The sequence below is a fragment of the Halomonas sp. ANAO-440 genome, assembly GCF_019915905.1.
In the GTDB taxonomy this organism is placed as follows: Bacteria; Pseudomonadota; Gammaproteobacteria; order Pseudomonadales; family Halomonadaceae; genus Halomonas; species Halomonas chromatireducens.
Genome location: NZ_JAHXBV010000001.1, coordinates 176308 through 193949 on the forward strand (window position 1 = coordinate 176308; position 17642 = coordinate 193949).

Sequence of the window (17642 nt, forward strand, 5' to 3'; positions counted from 1 at the left end):
CCACAGCGGAGTAGCGCCGTTGGCGGAGAGGAGCGCTGTTGGAGCGCTGCTCCGCATCGCGACCGGCGCCGACAGGCGCCTCGGCGGAGGCTGCAAGGGCAGTGGCTATCGCCAGCGTTGGCAACACCGCGGTCGCGAGCTAAAGCTACCTCCGACAGGGTGGTGATTGCCTGCTATGGCAGGACTTGACGTCACCACCCTCAGGCTTTGGCAGTCACATAGGCACGACGTTTCAGCCAAAGCCCCGGCAATACCAGCAAGATGGCGAGCAGCCAGACTGGCCAACTGCCGGTGCGGGTGAATGGCGTGAGGCCCTGCATCGGCGTGGCTTCCCCGGTGAGGTAGGTGGTCTCGAACTGGGGGGCTCGGGCGGTGATGCGGCCCTGGGGGTCGACGATCACGGTGACGCCATTGCTGGTGGCGCGCACCACATAGCGGCCATTCTCGAGGGCGCGCAGGCGGGCCATCTGCAGATGCTGCAGCGGACCGATCGACTCGCCGAACCAGGTGTCATTGGATACCGTCAGCAGCAGCTCGGAATCACGGGCCCGATCGGCCACAAGGTCGGCGTAGATGATCTCGTAGCAGATCGCATTGCCGATGGTGGTGCCCACGGCCTTGATTGGAGGCTGTCTATCGGGACCTTGGGTCATGGCCGGCATCGGCAGGTCGAAGAAGGCGATGGTTCCACGCAGCCAGCGCTCCAGCGGCAGATACTCGCCGAAGGGCACCAGATGCGCCTTGCGGTACTCGCCTTCCGTATTGCCGACGCCGATCACGCTGTTGTAGTAGAGCCCACGCTGTTCGCGTTGCAGGATGCCTGTCAGCAGGGCGCTGCCTGGCGGCATGGTGGACTGCGCGCGCGCCAGAATCTGCATTGCTTCGTCTTCGAACATCGGCAAGGCCGCTTCCGGCCAGATGATCAGGTCGATATCGTCGGCCTGTTCCCGAGTCATCTCCAGATAGGTACTGGCTGCGATGCGCTGACCTTCTGGCGTCCATTTGATCAGCTGGTCCAGGTTACCCTGCAACAGGGCGATGCGCAGGGGTTCGCCGGCGGGTGATGTCCATTGAGTCGGCAGGATCAACGGGGCCAACCAGAACACAGCCACGGGTGCTGCGGCCCACCAGCGGCGACGCAGGAATTCGACCCCGAGGGTGCCGGTGAGCACCGTCAGCAGCGAGAGCAGGTAGACGCCGCCTATCGGTGCCCAGGGGGCCAGCGGGGAGTCCACATGGGCGCTGCCGAGAAGCAGCCAGGGGAAGCCGGTGAACAGCCAGGTGCGCAGCCACTCACCGAGCACCCAGGCGCCGGCAAAGGTGAGGAAAGCGAGGCGAGGGCCTGTCAGCCGGCGATAGAGCCAGAGGGTGGCGGCAAAGAACAACGCCATGGAGCAGACGAACAGGGTGGTCAGGAACAGCGCCAACGGCATCCCGGTGTAGCCGTAGTCGTGAATCGACACATAGACCCAGGAAGCGCCGGAGCCGAACAGCCCAACCCCATAGCACCAGCCCTTCAACGCGGCCTGGAGGGGTGACAGGTAATGAATGCCCACGACCATCAGCCCAGCGGCGACCGGGCCTAGCCACCAGAGTTCGAACGGGGAGGCGGTCAGTGTGGTGAGCACGCCGGCGATCACCGCCAGCAGATAGGCGGCTACCGGGGAAAGGCGAAGTTCCGTCATGGTTAGTCGTGGCATCCTGGCTTGCCTATTCTTCCGTGATTGCGTCACTGTTTTGAGCTGCCTCCAGCAGGCGGATGCGACGATTGTCGGCGTTGAGTACGGTGAAACGCCAGCCGCCCAGCTCGGCATGTTCACCGCGCCCGGGCAGGTGGCCGAAGCGCTGCATGACCAGGCCGCCGACGGTATCGAACTCGTCGTCGGAAAAGTCGGTGCCGAAGCGCTCGTTGAAATCCTCGATCGGCGTCAGGGCGCGAATGGCATAGCGACCTTCGCCCAGCTCGCGGATATCGTCTTCCTCGTCGGTATCGTGCTCGTCTTCGATATCGCCGACGATCTGCTCGAGAATGTCCTCGATGGTCACGATGCCGGCAGTACCGCCATATTCGTCGACTACCACCGCCATGTGATTGTGGGTGTCGCGAAACTCCTTGAGCAGGCTGTTGAGTCGCTTGGACTCCGGTACGAACATGGCGGGCCGCAGGATATCCTCGATACGGAAGTTATCGCGCTCCTCGTCCGGGCAGTTGAGCAAGCGCAGCAGGTCCTTGACCAGCAGCAGCCCCTTGATTTCATCAAGGTTCTCGCCGATGACCGGGTAACGGGAGTGTCCCGTCTCGTCGATCAGCGCCAGGTACTCGTCCGGCGGCTGGTCGGCGGCAATGGCCGCGACCTGGGAGCGGGGTATCAGCACTTCGCGCACCTGCTGGTCGCTGATGTTCAGGGCCCCCTCGATGATCATCATCGCGTCCTGCTCCAACTTCAGACGAGTGCCGGCCTGGCGCAGGAACTCCATCAGCTCTTCCCGTGAACTGGGACCATCATTGTCACCCGAGAGGGCGCCGAGTAGTTTCTCTAGCCAGGACTTTCCGCCCTGGCCGTTCGATCGGTCTTCACTCATGGGTCGAGTCTCTCGTCCTCGCTATCGAAGTGTCGCTCGCCATTGCCACCACTCATGACCTGAACCGGTAGATACGGGTCGGCAATGGAAAAGGTCGCCAGGATATCGCGCTCCAGCTGCTCCATGGTGTCGGCTTCCGACTCGTCAATATGGTCATGCCCGAGCAGATGCAGTGTGCCATGGACCACCAGATGAGCGTAGTGATCTTCCAGCCGCTTGTCCTGCTCGAGGGCTTCCTGTTGAACCACCGGGTGACAAATCACCAGGTCGCCGAGCAGCGGCAATTCGATGCCGGGGGGCGCTTCGAAAGGGAAGGAGAGCACGTTGGTGGGCCGGTCGCGGCCGCGATAGTCCCGGTTGAGCGCCTGACCTTCGTCGGCATCGACGATGCGGATAGTGACCTCGGTGCGACGCTCTCCCGGGAAGTGAGCCAGTACGGCATCGACCCAGGCCTGTAGCGCCGACTGCACCGGCAAGCCGCTGCCCGTGGAGGCGATCTGACGGTCGACTACCGCATGGGGACTCATGTCTCGCCGTAGTCCTTGCTGCCCCTGTAGCGCTCGCGCTCCTGACGCAGCGACTCGCGCTCACGGGTGCGGGCCTCGGCTCGGGCACGCTCCTGCACCTCCTGCTCGGCCTCGAAGCCCTCGTAGGCCTCGATGATGCGCTGTACCAGCGGATGGCGCACCACATCCTTGGCCGCGAAGTGAGTGACTCCAATACCGGGCGTTCCCCGCAACACTTCCAGCACCTGGATCAAGCCGGAGCTCGACCCTCGGGGCAGGTCCACCTGGGTGACGTCCCCGGTGATCACGGCGGTTGAACCGAAACCGATACGGGTCAGGAACATCTTCATCTGCTCGCGAGTGGTGTTCTGGCTTTCGTCGAGAATGATGAAGGCGTTGTTCAGGGTGCGCCCACGCATGTAGGCCAGTGGGGCAATTTCGATCACCTGCCGCTCGATGAGCTTGCCGACCTGTTCAAAGCCAAGCATCTCGTAGAGAGCGTCATAGAGCGGGCGCAGGTAGGGATCGATTTTCTGGGCCAGATCGCCGGGCAGGAAGCCGAGCTTTTCACCAGCCTCCACGGCCGGGCGCACCAGCAGGATGCGGCGCACCTCCTGATGATTCAAGGCTTCAACCGCTGCAGCCACGGCCAGGTAGGTCTTGCCGGTGCCGGCTGGACCGATGCCGAAGTTGATGTCATGGGCGCGAATGCTCGAAACGTAGCTCTGCTGGTTCTGGCCGCGGGGCTTGATCAGCACCTTGGGCGTGCGCAGCAGGACGTCGCCGTCTTCGTGTCCCTCTTCTTCATCCAGCGCCTCGAGGCCGGACTCCTGAAGGAAGAGATGTACGGTGTCTGGTGCCAGGTCACTGGCTTCGGCTTCGCGATAGAGGTGTTCCAGTACGTTGGCGGCCGCCTTGACTCGATGGCCGGGCCCTGCCAGCTGAAACACGTTGCCACGATTGCGAAGGGTGACGCCGAGTCGTTCCTCGACCAGTTTGAGGTGCTCATCGCGCTGACCGCAGAGATTGGCCAGACGCTGGGGGTCATTGGGTTCGAGACTCAATGTGATGATGCGGTTCGCCTGAGAAGTTGGCTGGCTCAAGACAAGGGGATCCATGCGTTGCGAATGTGGGCTCAGCTTACTGCCCCGGCGAAGGCCGGGGCAATGACAGAATGCTCAGTGTAGTGCCGGTGAGTGCAGCTCGCCACGTAACGAGTTGGGTAGCGCTTCGGTGATGGTCACGTCGACGAAGTGGCCGATCAGCTCGGTGGGGTTGGCGGCACGGAAATTGACCACCCGATTGTTCTCGGTACGCCCCGAGAGCTGGCCTGGATCCCTCGGCGAGAAACCGGTGACCAGAATCCGCTGGGTCGACCCCACCATGCGCCGGCTGATCTGCATGGCCTGCTGGATGATACGCTCCTGAAGAATCGCCAGGCGCTGCTTCTTGACGCTCTCGGGAGTATCGTCGGCGAGGCTTGCCGCCGGCGTGCCGGGGCGTGCCGAATAGACGAAGCTGAAGGAGTGGTCGAAGCCGATGCGATGGATCAGGTCCATGGTCGCTTCGAAATCCGCTTCGGTCTCGCCGGGGAAACCGATGATGAAGTCCGACGAGAAGCTGATGTCGGGGCGCAACTTGCGGATGCGCTCCAGCTTCTCCACGTACTCCTCGACGGTGTGGCCGCGCTTCATCGCTGCCAGAATACGGTCGGAGCCGGCCTGTACAGGCAGGTGCAGGTGGCTGACCAGTTCCGGTATCTCGCCATAGGCCTCGATCAGGCTGTCGGTGAACTCCACCGGGTGAGACGTGGTGAAGCGGACGCGATCGATGCCTTCCACCGCCGCCACGCAGGCGATCAGCTCGGCGAGGTCGATCTCGTCACCGAGCTGGTTCTCCCCGCGGTAGGCATTGACGTTCTGTCCCAGCAGGTTGATCTCGCGTACCCCCTGATCGGCCAGGTGGATGACCTCGTCCATGACCGACTCGAAGGGGCGTGAGACTTCCTCGCCGCGGGTATAGGGCACGACACAGAAGGTGCAGTACTTGGAGCAGCCTTCCATGACCGAGACGAAGGCGGTGGCCCCGTCCGAGCTGGGGCTGGGCAGGTGATCGAACTTCTCGATCTCCGGGAAGGTGACGTCGACCACGGAAATCTGGTCGTTGCGCCGGGAGTCGAGCATGGCGGGAACACGGTGCAGGGTCTGGGGGCCGAAGACCATGTCGACATGGGGGGCGCGCTTGCGCAGAGCCTCCCCTTCCTGACTGGCCACGCAGCCCCCCACGCCGATCACCAGGTCGGGATTGGCCTCCTTGAGTTTCTTCCAGCGGCCGAGCTGGTGGAAGACCTTCTCCTGGGCCTTCTCGCGAATCGAGCAGGTATTGAGAAGGATGACGTCGGCGTCGCCTTCGTCGTCGGTCAGTTCCAACTGATGGGATTCGCCGAGCAGATCCGCCATGCGAGCGGAGTCGTACTCGTTCATCTGGCAGCCGTGGGTCTTGATGAAGAGTTTCTTCGCCATAAGAATAGGATCGCGATCGGTTGCCCGACGCTTGCGTCACCGGTGAGTGGAGTGTCGCGGGAATGCGGCTCGGCCAGCGTGCCGGGCCGTTCTCGAAGATGGGAGCATTATACGGAACCAGGGGCAGTGGGGCCAGCGTGGTGGTCTCGTCGTCCATCGACTGTGTTACGCTTGCGAGTCTGCAGGCGTGCGCCTCGAAACTCGGGCGCACAACGGTCAATCGAACGGGAAGGAATGACGGCCTTATGGCGGCCAAGCCGATCTATCGGGTGGTTTTTCACCAACAAGGTGAAGTGTGGGAACTCTACGCCCGCGAGATATTCCAAAGCGACCTCTGGGGATTCATCGAGATCGAGGAATTCGTCTTCCAGGACCGCTCGAAGCTGGTGGTGGATCCCTCGGCCGACAAGCTGCGCCACACCTTCGATGGTGTGACCCGCAGCTACCTGCCGATCAACTCCATCGTCCGTATCGACGAGGTGGAGCGTGAGGGGCCGGCTCGGGCAGTCAAGAGCGAAGGACGTATCGCCGAGTTTCCCCGGGCGCCGATGCCGCCGCCCAGGGGGGAGAGTTAGAAGGGGGCTAACGGCTCCGGGTCGAACTGGTCATGAAGTGACCAGTTCGACCCGGGGCCATGTGGGGCAACAGGTAGCAGGGTCTTTCCCGCGTTTTTCCCGGGACTTATCCACAGAAGCTGTGGATAGCCCTCTTCGACAATGGTCTCATCGGCCGCAGTGCGAACGGGAGGTTCGACGGCGGCATACAGGTCGCGGCGCAGCAGCTGCCGCAGGAGCCTTCGATAGCAGGACAACGGCATGACAATGCATAGATTCAAGACCCTCATGGCGGGCGTCACACTGGGGCTGATGGCCCTGCCGCTGCACGCCCAGCAGAATACGGATGCTACCCATTGGGTATCCGAAGAACTCACCACCTATGTTCGCAGCGGACCGACCGATGGCTACCGCATTGTCGGCACCCTGACCTCCGGTGAGCCGGTGAGCGTGCTTGAAACCAGCGGGGACTACAGCCGGGTGCGCAACACCGAGGGCAACACCGTATGGGTGCTCAGCGGTGAATTGCAGGAGGAGCCGAGTGCGCGCCAGCAGTTGCCGGCGCTTGAAAGGCAGGTGGCCGAGCTGGAAGAGGAGCTTGGCGGCATCAACGAGACCTGGGAGGAGCGGGTCTCGGCGATGACCGAGACCCTGGAGGTCCGCGAGCAGCGCATTGCCGAGCTGGAGGCGAGCAATCGCCAGCTCGACAGCGAAGCCGACCGGTCACGCCAGACCATACGTCAATTGCAGGCTCGACTGGACACCCAGGAAGAGGACCTGCTGATCCGCTACTTCATGTATGGCGGCGGGGTGGCTGGCGCCGGCCTGTTGGTGGGACTGATCATTCCGCATCTGCCACGCAAGAAACGCAAGCGCGACCGCTGGTTCTGATGCCATTGAGCTTGAAGGAGAGGCTATGGCCCTGAATTGGCTAGAACGTTGGCGGGAAGGGCGCATCGGGTTTCATCGTCCACAGGTGCATCCGGCGCTTATTGAGCACTGGCCACTGCTCGGGGCGAAGCCAGGCACCAAGGTGCTGGTGCCTCTTTGCGGCAAGAGTCTCGACATGCGCTGGCTTGCCCAGCACGATCATCCGGTGCTGGGCATTGAGCTGGCCGAGGAAGCGGTCGAACAGTTTGTCGCCGAAGGTACCGGTGAGATTTCCCGCTATCGGCAGGAGCCCTTCGCGATCTGCCGCCAGGGCAGCGTCGAGCTGTGGTGTGGCGATTTCTTTCATTTCCACATCGAGCAGGCGGCCGAGATCGACGCCTTCTACGACCGGGCGGCGCTGATCGCATTGCCGCCGGCGACCCGCCAGCGCTATGCCTTTCACCTCGCCCAACTGATCCCGCCCGGCGCGCGTGGGTTGGTGATCAGCCTGATGCGCGCCCCAGGCGACGAGGGCAGCGGTCCGCCGTTCAGTGTCTGTGCCGACGAGGTGCGCGAACTCTTCGAGCCCAACTTCCTGGTTACTCACCTGGAGGATGGGGAGCCCGAAGAGGGGAGCGGTTTTCGTGAAAGTGTCTGGGCGATGGTGCGCCGGGGACCCGCCGTCTAGCGGGAGCGGGGACCTCTAGAGAGCAGGTTAAACCAGGCGGGCGCCCATTTGGGCGCCCGCTTCTGGTTTGGCAGGAAGAGATGCGAGGGAGATACAGTGGCTCGCTCAGCGTGCGAGCAGCTGGCCCAGCTCCGGGTCGCGGAAGGCGCGATCGAGGCCGTCGCTCAGCAGGTCGTTGAGCATGCGCGCATTGGTGTCGCGATCCGGACGAAGTGCATAGCTCTGGGTGCGGCGCGAGGTGTAGGTGCCGGTATAGGTGTTGCCACCGTTGACCGCCCTGGCTTCGAAGACTGCCTCCAGGCGGGCCTCGTCAATGACCGGCCGGCTCTCGCCCCGCTCATACCCCAGGTGAAGCAGGGTGAGGGTCAGGCTGGGCCGCCCCTCCGCAGGCTCCGTGGTGGGCGAGAAGCCCATCTCCCGCACCGCGCGCTCGGCTTCGCGCTGGAGACGCGGCACCAGCTCATGGGCGCTGACGGTGATGGTGGATGTCGCCATGGCACTTCCGCTCCGGGTGCCGATTACCTCTCCATCGCGGTCATCCACCGCCATTACCGTGATGGCCTGGCCGCTGCCGCTGGCCGGGACCGCGGCGGTGCGCTGTGGATCCAACTGCAGATAGTGTGGACTGGCACAGCCTGCCAGCAGGGCGCTAGCCAGCAGCAGGGCAGCTGTACGCAGCGTCGTAAGGCGAAAAGGTCGTCGAATCATCTAGGGTTCTCCTGAGTGATGATGGAGGAAGGCGACGGAAAATGGCTAGGTAAAGGGGCTCATAAAGATCGAGCGCATCGCCTTGAGCTGGCACAGATGGCGAGTATATCCGCGACGAGGCCAACCGCAACAGCGTTGAGCGCGACAATGGCAGAGCGGTTACAATAGGGTTCCACTCAGGGAGAGCGCTTATGATTCGACCCGCAGCCAAGGAGGACATGCCGCACCTCGTCGATATCTGGTTGCGCGCCTCGCAGCTGGCCCACGACTTCATTCCCGCCGAGTTCTGGCAGCGTCGCGCCCATGACATGGCCACGCGCTATCTGCCTGGCGCCGAGACGCACGTACTGGAACTGGGTGGCAGCATCATCGGCTTCGCGGCCCTCAATGGTGATCACCTCGAGGCGCTGTTCATCGACCCGGACTTCCAGCGCTTCGGCCACGGCACGCACTTGATGGCCCATGCCATGACGTGCCGTGAGCGAATCACCCTGTGCGTCTATTCGCGCAACGTGCGTGCCGTCTCGTTCTACCGCAGGCTCGGCTTTCAAGCGGTGGAGGATCGATTCGAACCGCTGAGCGGCGAGAGCGAAACCCTGATGGCCTGGTGCCGCCAGCCCAACGTCGAGTGAACCTGTCGGGCCACCGGCCGGTTCAGGCGGCCTCTAGGCGCTTGCGTTCAGGCGTGCTGCGCTCGTCGGGAAATCGGTGCCAGCGCCGCGGCACCGCGAACAGTCGCATGCCGCGGGTCAGCCGCAGGCGCTCGTAATCGGCATGGCGCACGGTCGCCAGCCAGGGCTCTCCCAGCCAGTCGGCCTCCAGCTCCACCCTGACTTCGGCACCCACCGGCGAGATCGCCGTCACGGTGACCGGCAGATGCGCCTTGGCCGTGGCGGTTTCCACCAGCTCCACCTCGTGGGGACGCAGCAGCAGCTCTTCCGCTCCGTCGGGCAGGTCCACGGCCAGTCGGGCATCGCCACAGGTCAGGACACCATCCCGTACCGAGCCTTCCAGGTGGTTCACATCTCCCAGGAACTCGAACACGAAGCGGTTGGTCGGCGTCCGATAGAGGGTGTCCGGGGTATCGATCTGCTCGATACGGCCATTGCTCATCACCACCACACGGTCGGATAGTTCCAGTGCCTCTTCCTGGTCGTGGGTAACGAAGACGCTGGTGAAGTTGAGTTCATCGTGCAGGTGGCGTAGCCAGCGGCGCAGCTCCTGACGCACCTTGGCATCCAGCGCACCGAAGGGCTCGTCGAGCAGCAGCACCTCGGGACGCAGGGCAAGCGCCCTGGCCAGCGAGACGCGCTGTTGCTGGCCGCCGGAGAGCTGTGCAGGGTAACGGTTCGCCAGCTCCTCGAGCTTGACCATTTCCAGCAGTCGATGCACCCGTGCGCGGATCTCGCCGCTGGTGGGCCGACTCTTGCGCGGCATCACGGTAAGACCGAAAGCCACGTTGTCGAACACGGTCATGTGGCGAAACAGCGCATAGTGCTGAAAGACGAAGCCGATGCGCCGGTCGCGCACGTGCAGGTTGGTGACATCGCGATTGCCGAACAGGATGCGGCCGGCGGGTTCGCGATCGGCGCTCTCCAGGCCGGCAATGATACGCAGCAGGGTGGTCTTGCCGGAGCCGGAGGGTCCCAGCAGGCCGATCAGCTCACCGTCGCGGATGTCCAGGTTCACTGGCTCCAGGGCGCGGCTCGTGCCGAAGTGCTTGGCGATATTCTGAAGGCGGATGCTCATGCGTGAACCTCCCGGCGCGCAGCGCGCCATTCCAGGCTGGCCTTGGCAACCAGCGTGAGCAGGGCGATGAAGGCCAGCAGCGATGCGCTGGCGAAGGCGCCCACGGTGTTGTAGTCCTGGTAGAGCTGCTCGAGGTGCAGCGGCAGGGTGTTGGTCTGGCCGCGGATGGCCCCGGAGACCACCGATACGGCGCCGAATTCTCCCACCGCACGGGCATTGGTCAGTATCACGCCGTAGAGCAGTGCCCAGCGGATGTTGGGCAGCGTCACCCGGCGAAAGACGGTCCAGCCCGGTGCCCCGAGAGTCACGGCGGCTTCCTCTTCCCGGGAGCCCTGGGCCTGCATCAGCGGTATCAGCTCCCGGGCCACGAAGGGGCAGGTGACGAAGATGGTCACCATCAGGATGCCGGGCCAGGCGAACATCAGCTGGATGTCGTAGCCGTCGAGCCAGCTGCCGAGCCAGCCGGTACGGCCATAGAGCAGCAGGTAGATCAGGCCGGCGACCACCGGCGAGACCGCAAAGGGGATATCGATCAGGGTCTGCAGGATCCGCCGGCCGGGAAAGCGAAAGCGGGTGACCAGCCATGCCAGCGCCACGCCGAACACCAGGCAGACGGGAATCGTCAGCAGGGCGATGAACAGGGTAAGGCCGATGGCCGCTACGGTGTATTCATTGCTGACGTTGGTCCAGAACACCCCCACTCCCTGGGCGAAGGCCTGGGCGAAGATGGCTACCAGCGGCAGCAGCAGGAACAGCCCCGAAAGGGCCACGGCCAGGAAAACGAGCAGGCGCCGGACCCGGGGCGCATCACCGATCCGTTGCATCAGCCCGCCCCCCCATGCAGTCGCTTGATGAAGCGGCCCTGCCAGATATTGATCACCAGCAGCAGGGCCAGCGAGACGAACAGCACCACCGAGGCGATGGCCGAGGCGCCGACATAGTCGTACTCCTGCAGCTTCACGAAGATCATCAGCGCGGTGATCTCGGTCTCGTAGGGCATGTTGCCGGCGATGAAGATGATGGCGCCGAACTCACCCAGCGAGCGCACGAAGGCGAGCCCGGTGCCGGTGACCAGGGCCGGCCACAGGTGCGGCAGGATCACGCGGCGAAAGGCCGTGCCGTCCGAGGCGCCGAGGGTCAAGGCGGCCTCATCCACCTCATGGGGCAGGTCCTCCAGGACCGGCTGTACCGTGCGCACCACGAAGGGAATGCTGGTGAAGGCCATGGCCAGGGCGATACCCACCCAGGTGTAGGCGACCTGGAAGCCCAGCGGCTCCAGCAGCCGCCCCATCCAGCCGTTGCTGGAGTAGAGCGTTGCCAGGGTGATGCCGGCGACGGCGGTAGGCAGGGCGAAGGGCAGATCCATCAGCGCGTCGAGCAGGCGCTTGCCGGGGAATTCGTAGCGCACCAGCACCCAGGCGAGCAGCAGCCCGAAGGCGCCGTTGACCAGGGCGGCCACCGCAGCCGCGCCGATGGTGACCATGTAGCTGGCCACCACCCGGCCTTCGGTGATGATCGCCCAGTACTCGGCCAGGCTGAGCCCTGCCAGCTGACCGAACAGCCCGGTCAGCGGCAGCAGCAGCACCAGCGAGATGAACATCAGGCTGATGCCGAGCGAAAGACCGAAGCCCGGCAGCACCCGCTTGGGGGCACTGCCGGCGCGATTCGCGAGTGTGATCATCTGCGGCGCTGTAGCTGATCCAGCAGGGCGCCGCCAGCGAAGTGCTCGTCCATGGCCTGCTCCCAGCTACCGACGATGTCCTCGACCCGAAGCAGCTCGGTCTCGGGGAACTGATCGGCGAACGCCTCCACGACCGCCTCGTGATGGACGCGATAGTTGAAGCCGGCCAGCATGCGCTGGGCCTCTTCGCTGTAGAGGTACTCGACATAGGCCTGGGCCAGGTCCTGGGTGCCGTTGCGCTCGGCATTGGGCTCGACTACCGCCACCGGGAATTCGGCCAGGATGCTGACCGGCGGCACGATCACCTCGTAGTCGTCACGACCGTACTCGCCGCGGATGTTGTTCACCTCGGATTCAAAGCTGATCAGCACGTCGCCGATGCCGCGCTCGATGAAGGTGGTGGTGGCGCCGCGGCCGCCGGTGTCGAAGACTGCCACGTTGCGCAGGAAGGTGCGCATGAAATCGTGGATCTGTTCCTCGTCGCCATCGAAGTGCTGCTGGGCAAAGCCCCAGGCGGCCAGGTAGGTGTAGCGGCCATTACCTGAGGTCTTGGGGTTGGGGAAGACCATCTTGACGTCTTCACGCACCAGGTCGTCCCAGCTCTCGATGCCCTTGGGGTTGTCCTTGCGCACCAGGAAAGCCGTGGTGGAGTAGTAGGGCGAGGCATTGTTGGGCAGCAGCTCCTGCCAGTCCTCGGCCACCAGTCCGGCATCGGCGAGCACCTGGACGTCGGTCACCTGATTGTAGGTCACCACGTCGGCGCGCAGCCCCTGCAGGATGGCACGGGCCTGGGCGGAGGAGCCCCCGTGGGACTGCTGGATGGCGATTTCCTCGCCCTGCTCGGCCTGCCACCAGTCGCGGAATTCCGGATTGATGGCGGAGAAGAGCTCGCGGGCGATGTCATAGGAGGAGTTGAGAATCTCGCGCTCGGCGGCCAGGGCCGGGGTGGCAAGGCTGACACCCAGGGCAACGGCTAGTGCGGTGCGGCGAACGGTGGACAGCAGATGCATGCGAGACACTCCAGTAAGGGAACAGTGGGCTAAGGTTAATTCTGACAATGAGGAATTACAATAAGGTTTTTTATTCGTTTTTGAAATATGACTGTGGCGGTTTTCTCCGCCCGCTGCGCCGCATTCCCCCGTCCCTGGCGGTTCCTGCTAGAATGCGGACCTCTCTTTCCGAGCGATAGCCTGGACTTGCCATGACCGACGCGACCCGCGATTTTCTCATTGCCCCCTCCATACTCTCCGCCGACTTCGCCCGCCTGGGCGAAGAAGTGGATAACGTATTGGCCTCGGGGGCCGATATCGTCCATTTCGATGTCATGGACAACCACTACGTACCCAACCTGACCATTGGGCCCATGGTCTGCGAGGCACTGCGCAAGCATGGCGTCACGGCTCCCATTGACGCTCACCTGATGGTCAAGCCGGTGGATCGGCTGATCGGCGACTTCATCGACGCCGGTGCCACCTACATCACCTTCCACCCGGAGGCCTCGGACCATATCGATCGCTCGCTGCAGCTGATTCGCGATGGCGGCTGCAAGGCGGGGCTGGTGTTCAATCCAGCCACACCGCTCTCCTTCCTCGACCACGTGATGGACAAGGTCGACATGATCCTGCTGATGAGCGTCAACCCGGGCTTCGGCGGCCAGGCCTTCCTGCCGGGCACCCTGGACAAGCTGCGCGCGGCGCGCCAACGCATCGACGCCTCGGGGCGGGCGATTCGCCTCGAGATCGACGGTGGGGTCAAGGTCGACAACATCGCCGAGATCGCAGCGGCCGGTGCCGACACCTTCGTGGCCGGCTCCGCGATCTTCAAGGCCGCCAACGCTGCCGACCCGCATCGCTACGACAGCGTGCTCCGCGACTTCCGCGAGCAGCTGGCCGGAGCCGCTCTCAGGTGAACGAAGGTTCCCAGGCCCCGCTGTGGTACCTCTATATGCTCGAGACACCTCAAGGCGCGCTCTATACCGGGATCACCACCGACGTTACCCGACGCGTGGCTCAACATGAGGCAGGGCGGGGCGCCAAGGCCCTGCGCGGGCGAGGGCCGCTTGCGCTGGTGCATCAGGAGCCGGTGGGCAGCCACGGCGATGCGCTGCGGCTCGAGGCACAGGTCAAGCGACTCTCGGCGGTGGGCAAGCGCAGCTGGATCAAGCACCGGCAGGTCAGTGAGGTAGCGCCATGCACCCCATTCTGAATGACATTCGGCTGATCAGCTTCGATCTGGATGGCACCCTGATCGACTCCGTGCCCGACCTGGCCGCTGCCGTCGACAAGGTGCTGGAAGAGCTCGACCTTCCAGCGGCCGGCGAGGCGAAGGTAACGACGTGGGTTGGCAACGGGTCGCAAAAGCTGCTGGAGCGAGCGCTGACCGATGCCTTGGGCGAGCCGCCCGAGGTCGAATCACTCGAAGCCGGGCACCGGCGCTTTCTGTATCACTACGGCCGGGACCCAGGGTCGCGTACTCGGCTCTATCCCGGGGTGTGCGAAGCGCTGGACGCCCTGCAGGCAGGCGGCTGGATTCTGACGCTGGTCACCAACAAGCCCTACGCCTTTATCGAGCCGATCCTGGCTCAGTTCGGCCTCGAGCGGCATTTTGCGCTCTGCCTGGGCGGCGACAGCCTGCCGCAGAAGAAACCGGATCCAGCCCCGCTGCTTCACGTGGCCGCTCACTTCGACCTGCCTCCTTCGACCTGCCTGATGGTAGGTGATTCCCGTCATGACATCGCCGCCGGTCGCGCGGCCGGTTTTCGCACCCTGGCGGTTCCCTACGGTTACAATCATGGCGAACCGGTGCAGAATAGTCTTCCTGACGCCCTGATCGAAACGCTGAAAGAACTCGTTTAGTCACCACCAGCTAGTCACCACCACCAAGGACCCGGGCATGATGACTCTCGAACGTTTCCGCGAGCTGGCGGCTGCCGGCTACAACCGCATTCCGGTAACCCGCGAGGTGCTGGCCGATCTCGACACGCCGCTCTCCACCTACCTGAAGCTGGCCGACGAGCCCTGGACCTTCCTGCTGGAGTCCGTGCAGGGTGGTGAGAAGTGGGGCCGCTACTCCATCATCGGGCTGCCCTGCCAGGAGCGAATCGAGGTTCGCGGATTTACCGTAAGCCATATCATCAACGGCGAGCAGCAGGGCATGGCCGAGGTGGAGGACCCGCTCGACTGGATCGAGCAGTTTCATGCCGGCTTCAAGGTGCCTCGGCTGGACGATCAGCCCCGCTTCGATGGTGGCCTGGTGGGCTACTTCGGCTACGACACCATCCGCTATATCGAACCGCGGCTGCGTGGGCCCCATGTGGCTGCCAAGGCCGATCCGCTGGGTGTCCCTGACATCCTGCTGATGGTCTGTGATGATCTGGTGGTGTTCGACAATCTCTCGGGCCGGCTGACGCTCTGGACCCATGCCGACCCTGCGGCGTCGGACGCCTATGAGGCGGCGGTGGAGCGGTTGCAGCGGCTTGAGGTGCGCCTGCGCAGTGCCACGCTCAACACCATCAGCCCCGGCACTGGCCGCAGCGCGGTGGAGGAGGGGCACTTCACTTCCGGCTTCACCGAGGCGGGTTTCAAGGCAGCGGTGGAGACGATCAAGGAGTATGTGCTGGCCGGTGACGTCATGCAGTGCGTGCCGTCCCAGCGCATGTCGATTCCCTACCAGGCGTCGCCGCTTGACCTCTACCGTGCCCTGCGAAGCCTCAACCCTTCCCCCTACATGTTCTTTTTCAACCTCGATGACCACCACGTGGTGGGCTCCTCTCCGGAGATCCTCACTCGCCTGGAGGATGGAGAGGTGACGGTACGCCCGATTGCCGGCACCCGGGTTCGGGGCAGGACCGAAGAGGAGGACCGGGCGCTTGAGGCCGATTTGCTGGGTGACCCCAAGGAGGTCGCCGAGCACCTGATGCTCATCGACCTGGGGCGCAATGACGTGGGGCGCATCAGCGAGACCGGTTCGGTGGTGGTGACCGACCAGATGGCGGTGGAGCGCTACTCCCACGTGATGCACATCGTCTCCAATGTCACCGGGCGGCTGAAGCCGGGCCTGACGGCCATGGACGTGCTGCGTGCCACCTTCCCGGCGGGCACGCTTTCCGGTGCGCCCAAGATCCGCGCCATGGAGATCATCGACGAGCTGGAGCCGGTCAAGCGAGGCATCTACTCGGGAGCAGTAGGCTATCTCTCCTGGCATGGCAACATGGATACCGCGATTGCGATCCGCACGGCGGTGATCAAGGACGGCGAATTGCATGTACAGGCCGGGGCTGGGGTCGTCGCGGACTCGGTGCCCGAGATGGAGTGGCAGGAAACACTCAACAAGGGTCGGGCGATCTTCCGCGCCGTGGCCATGGCCGAGAAGGGGCTGGATAACCTGTGAGCGTCTAACGGGGCATGGCGCCTGGTGGCGCTTCCTACGAAGTGCGGCGGCCTCTGGGGCCGCCGCATACAATGACGCAGTGTGATGAGTCCGCTATAAGTTACGCTTCCGAATCCGACTTTTCGTCGCCCTTCTCTTCGTCCTCCTCATCGCGACTCTCATGGTCTTCTTCTTTGTCGTCCGCGATCTCCTCGTCGCCGAGCAGTGCAGTGCGGATCAGTGAGGCGTTGTGCTTCATGAGCGAAACGTAGTTGGCTGCCTCTCCGTCCGGTTCACTCAGTGAGTCGACGTAGAGCGGGCCGGACACGGCAAGGCCGGTATCGGAAGCGATACTGCTGACGTATCGATCGGAAATGGTGCTTTCCCAGAACAGTGAGGCAGGTTGCGCCTCGTTGACCAGATCGATGATTCGCATCATCTGCTGGGGGGAGCCTTCGGTCTCGGCATTGGTGCCCCAGATACCGTCATGACGGAACCCATAGGCATCGGCAAAGTAGACGAAGGCGGCCTCGCTCGTTATCAGTAGACGCTGCTCTTCGGGAATGTCGGCGAGGATTTTCGTAATTTCCTTATGCAGTGCAGCTAGAATATCGCGCGCCGTTTCGGCGCGGGCATGGAAATTGTCGGCGGCGTCGGGGTGCAGCTCGGCCAGCGTCTCGGCAATGACTTGTACATAGGCTGCTGCCGCACGTGGATCCATCCACAGGTGGGGGTCGGGTTCGCCGCTGTAGTCGCCGGTGACGATGGGCAGGGTGGGGTACTCCGACGCTTCCGCCAGTGGGACAAGAGGGGCCTGGTTGCCTACGGTAGCATGCACCTGGCGCATCCACTGTTCCAACTGGTAGCCGTTGTAGAAAACCAGCTTGGCGTCTTCCAGGGCGATGAAGTTATTGGGGGTCAGCTCCCACTCGTGGACTTCGGCTCCGGGCGGGGTGAGCGTCACCAGGCGAATGTCATCGCCCCCGACCTGGGCTACAAGATCGCCGAGGATCGAGAAGGTGGCTACCACCTTGGGGGATGCTACTGCCTGGCTGGTGCCTGCCATGGCAGCCAGGGGGAGAGCCAGCCAGAGCAGGGCATGGCGGGATGGGCGCATCGTAAATCTCCTTTTTGCGGCAGCGCATGGACTCGATAATAGAGACTGCGGACTGGGCTGGCTAGCCGCGCCGTGTAAACAGGCAGTCGTTGTGGCGGGGCGCGGGCGTGATTCGGTGGATTGACAGCCAGCCCGGCACAACGGCACTATTGCGGTATGACATCGCCAGATTACATTCATTCGAGCCGGACGTGGTGGCGCTCCTGAAGCGGGGCGGCATACCTGTGTCTTGAATGACCATGCCGCCGTCCGGGCGGCATTTTTGTGCCTGGTGGCTCTGCACGGCTGGCATGACC

General features: G+C 63.7%; 19 protein-coding genes. 8 read left to right on the forward strand and 11 right to left on the reverse strand.

The window, feature by feature from the left end:
- Positions 1 to 200: 200 nt before the first annotated feature.
- The 5 genes from lnt to miaB all read right to left on the reverse strand — a co-directional run bounded on the left by lnt (position 201) and on the right by miaB (position 5611).
- Entirely contained in the window at positions 201 to 1685 is a 1485-nt protein-coding gene (gene lnt, locus KZO25_RS00785) for an apolipoprotein N-acyltransferase (RefSeq protein WP_223135518.1), read from the reverse strand.
- Between the two features lie 25 nt (positions 1686 to 1710).
- The gene (locus tag KZO25_RS00790) at positions 1711 to 2583 is read right to left on the reverse strand and encodes an HlyC/CorC family transporter (RefSeq protein WP_223135519.1); all 873 of its coding nucleotides are present in this window, start codon (positions 2581 to 2583) and stop codon (positions 1711 to 1713) included.
- Complete coding sequence (gene ybeY, locus KZO25_RS00795; protein ID WP_223135520.1) at positions 2580 to 3110, reverse strand: rRNA maturation RNase YbeY; 531 nt, start codon at positions 3108 to 3110, stop codon at positions 2580 to 2582. Before ybeY ends, KZO25_RS00790 begins: the two co-directional genes overlap by 4 nt.
- Positions 3107 to 4192, reverse strand: a complete 1086-nt coding sequence (locus tag KZO25_RS00800) for a PhoH family protein (RefSeq protein ID WP_223135521.1) — start codon at positions 4190 to 4192, stop codon at positions 3107 to 3109. Before KZO25_RS00800 ends, ybeY begins: the two co-directional genes overlap by 4 nt.
- Before the next feature lie 75 nt (positions 4193 to 4267).
- Positions 4268 to 5611, reverse strand: coding sequence for a tRNA (N6-isopentenyl adenosine(37)-C2)-methylthiotransferase MiaB (miaB, locus tag KZO25_RS00805; RefSeq protein WP_066445535.1), 1344 nt, complete (start codon positions 5609 to 5611; stop codon positions 4268 to 4270).
- A 245-nt stretch (positions 5612 to 5856) separates the two neighbouring features.
- Here miaB and KZO25_RS00810 point away from each other — a divergent pair, with 245 nt between their 5' ends.
- The 3 genes from KZO25_RS00810 to KZO25_RS00820 all read left to right on the forward strand — a co-directional run bounded on the left by KZO25_RS00810 (position 5857) and on the right by KZO25_RS00820 (position 7723).
- Positions 5857 to 6186 (forward strand): DUF1820 family protein, encoded by a 330-nt coding sequence (locus KZO25_RS00810; RefSeq protein WP_066445539.1) that lies wholly within the window; start codon positions 5857 to 5859, stop codon positions 6184 to 6186.
- A 291-nt stretch (positions 6187 to 6477) separates the two neighbouring features.
- Positions 6478 to 7056, forward strand: a complete 579-nt coding sequence (locus KZO25_RS00815) for a TIGR04211 family SH3 domain-containing protein (RefSeq protein ID WP_262488779.1) — start codon at positions 6478 to 6480, stop codon at positions 7054 to 7056.
- Between the two features lie 25 nt (positions 7057 to 7081).
- Entirely contained in the window at positions 7082 to 7723 is a 642-nt protein-coding gene (locus tag KZO25_RS00820; protein WP_223135523.1) for a thiopurine S-methyltransferase, read from the forward strand.
- A 105-nt stretch (positions 7724 to 7828) separates the two neighbouring features.
- On the opposite strand, the gene KZO25_RS00825 is transcribed toward KZO25_RS00820, so the two are convergent.
- The gene (locus tag KZO25_RS00825) at positions 7829 to 8431 is read right to left on the reverse strand and encodes a YajG family lipoprotein (protein ID WP_066445546.1); all 603 of its coding nucleotides are present in this window, start codon (positions 8429 to 8431) and stop codon (positions 7829 to 7831) included.
- A 191-nt stretch (positions 8432 to 8622) separates the two neighbouring features.
- On the opposite strand from KZO25_RS00825, the gene KZO25_RS00830 reads away from it, so the two are divergent.
- Positions 8623 to 9063, forward strand: coding sequence for a GNAT family N-acetyltransferase (locus tag KZO25_RS00830; RefSeq protein WP_223135524.1), 441 nt, complete (start codon positions 8623 to 8625; stop codon positions 9061 to 9063).
- Positions 9064 to 9085: 22 nt separating this feature from the next.
- Here KZO25_RS00830 and KZO25_RS00835 read toward each other — a convergent pair whose 3' ends face one another.
- From KZO25_RS00835 to cysP, 4 genes are read right to left on the reverse strand one after another with little or no spacing between them, the layout of a single operon-like run.
- Positions 9086 to 10180, reverse strand: coding sequence for a sulfate/molybdate ABC transporter ATP-binding protein (locus KZO25_RS00835; RefSeq protein WP_223135525.1), 1095 nt, complete (start codon positions 10178 to 10180; stop codon positions 9086 to 9088).
- The gene (gene cysW, locus KZO25_RS00840) at positions 10177 to 11004 is read right to left on the reverse strand and encodes a sulfate ABC transporter permease subunit CysW (protein ID WP_223135526.1); all 828 of its coding nucleotides are present in this window, start codon (positions 11002 to 11004) and stop codon (positions 10177 to 10179) included. The genes KZO25_RS00835 and cysW overlap by 4 nt, the downstream gene beginning before the upstream one ends.
- Positions 11004 to 11861 carry a sulfate ABC transporter permease subunit CysT gene (gene cysT / locus KZO25_RS00845; protein WP_223135527.1) on the reverse strand — a complete coding sequence of 286 codons (858 nt, stop codon included), beginning with the start codon at positions 11859 to 11861 and terminating at the stop codon, positions 11004 to 11006. Before cysT ends, cysW begins: the two co-directional genes overlap by 1 nt.
- Positions 11858 to 12871 carry a thiosulfate ABC transporter substrate-binding protein CysP gene (gene cysP, locus KZO25_RS00850; protein WP_223135528.1) on the reverse strand — a complete coding sequence of 338 codons (1014 nt, stop codon included), beginning with the start codon at positions 12869 to 12871 and terminating at the stop codon, positions 11858 to 11860. Before cysP ends, cysT begins: the two co-directional genes overlap by 4 nt.
- A gap of 191 nt (positions 12872 to 13062) precedes the next feature.
- Here cysP and rpe point away from each other — a divergent pair, with 191 nt between their 5' ends.
- The 4 genes from rpe to trpE are packed head-to-tail and all read left to right on the forward strand — an operon-like array spanning position 13063 to position 16250.
- Positions 13063 to 13770 (forward strand): ribulose-phosphate 3-epimerase, encoded by a 708-nt coding sequence (gene rpe, locus KZO25_RS00855; RefSeq protein WP_223135529.1) that lies wholly within the window; start codon positions 13063 to 13065, stop codon positions 13768 to 13770.
- Positions 13767 to 14066: a GIY-YIG nuclease family protein gene (locus KZO25_RS00860; protein WP_316935326.1), complete on the forward strand. Its 300-nt coding sequence runs from the start codon at positions 13767 to 13769 to the stop codon at positions 14064 to 14066. Before rpe ends, KZO25_RS00860 begins: the two co-directional genes overlap by 4 nt.
- Complete coding sequence (locus tag KZO25_RS00865) at positions 14051 to 14716, forward strand: phosphoglycolate phosphatase (RefSeq protein ID WP_223135530.1); 666 nt, start codon at positions 14051 to 14053, stop codon at positions 14714 to 14716. Before KZO25_RS00860 ends, KZO25_RS00865 begins: the two co-directional genes overlap by 16 nt.
- A gap of 40 nt (positions 14717 to 14756) precedes the next feature.
- Complete coding sequence (gene trpE, locus KZO25_RS00870; protein WP_066452218.1) at positions 14757 to 16250, forward strand: anthranilate synthase component I; 1494 nt, start codon at positions 14757 to 14759, stop codon at positions 16248 to 16250.
- Between the two features lie 100 nt (positions 16251 to 16350).
- Here trpE and KZO25_RS00875 read toward each other — a convergent pair whose 3' ends face one another.
- A complete protein-coding gene (locus KZO25_RS00875; RefSeq protein ID WP_223135531.1) occupies positions 16351 to 17346 on the reverse strand; it encodes a metal ABC transporter solute-binding protein, Zn/Mn family in 996 nt (331 codons plus the stop codon).
- Positions 17347 to 17642 lie beyond the last annotated feature (296 nt).

Excerpts from the sequence above, each read along its gene's own strand:
- lnt (WP_223135518.1), bottom strand. The coding sequence starts at position 1,685 with ATGACGGAACTTCGCCTTTCCCCGGTAGCCGCCTATCTGCTGGCGGTG.
- KZO25_RS00790 (WP_223135519.1), bottom strand. The coding sequence starts at position 2,583 with ATGAGTGAAGACCGATCGAACGGCCAGGGCGGAAAGTCCTGGCTAGAG.
- ybeY (WP_223135520.1), bottom strand. The coding sequence starts at position 3,110 with ATGAGTCCCCATGCGGTAGTCGACCGTCAGATCGCCTCCACGGGCAGC.
- miaB (WP_066445535.1), bottom strand. The coding sequence starts at position 5,611 with ATGGCGAAGAAACTCTTCATCAAGACCCACGGCTGCCAGATGAACGAG.
- KZO25_RS00810 (WP_066445539.1), top strand. The coding sequence starts at position 5,857 with ATGGCGGCCAAGCCGATCTATCGGGTGGTTTTTCACCAACAAGGTGAA.
- KZO25_RS00815 (WP_262488779.1), top strand. The coding sequence starts at position 6,478 with ATGGCCCTGCCGCTGCACGCCCAGCAGAATACGGATGCTACCCATTGG.
- KZO25_RS00820 (WP_223135523.1), top strand. The coding sequence starts at position 7,082 with ATGGCCCTGAATTGGCTAGAACGTTGGCGGGAAGGGCGCATCGGGTTT.
- KZO25_RS00825 (WP_066445546.1), bottom strand. The coding sequence starts at position 8,431 with ATGATTCGACGACCTTTTCGCCTTACGACGCTGCGTACAGCTGCCCTG.
- KZO25_RS00830 (WP_223135524.1), top strand. The coding sequence starts at position 8,623 with ATGATTCGACCCGCAGCCAAGGAGGACATGCCGCACCTCGTCGATATC.
- KZO25_RS00835 (WP_223135525.1), bottom strand. The coding sequence starts at position 10,180 with ATGAGCATCCGCCTTCAGAATATCGCCAAGCACTTCGGCACGAGCCGC.
- cysW (WP_223135526.1), bottom strand. The coding sequence starts at position 11,004 with ATGCAACGGATCGGTGATGCGCCCCGGGTCCGGCGCCTGCTCGTTTTC.
- cysT (WP_223135527.1), bottom strand. The coding sequence starts at position 11,861 with ATGATCACACTCGCGAATCGCGCCGGCAGTGCCCCCAAGCGGGTGCTG.
- cysP (WP_223135528.1), bottom strand. The coding sequence starts at position 12,871 with ATGCATCTGCTGTCCACCGTTCGCCGCACCGCACTAGCCGTTGCCCTG.
- rpe (WP_223135529.1), top strand. The coding sequence starts at position 13,063 with ATGACCGACGCGACCCGCGATTTTCTCATTGCCCCCTCCATACTCTCC.
- KZO25_RS00865 (WP_223135530.1), top strand. The coding sequence starts at position 14,051 with ATGCACCCCATTCTGAATGACATTCGGCTGATCAGCTTCGATCTGGAT.
- trpE (WP_066452218.1), top strand. The coding sequence starts at position 14,757 with ATGACTCTCGAACGTTTCCGCGAGCTGGCGGCTGCCGGCTACAACCGC.
- KZO25_RS00875 (WP_223135531.1), bottom strand. The coding sequence starts at position 17,346 with ATGCGCCCATCCCGCCATGCCCTGCTCTGGCTGGCTCTCCCCCTGGCT.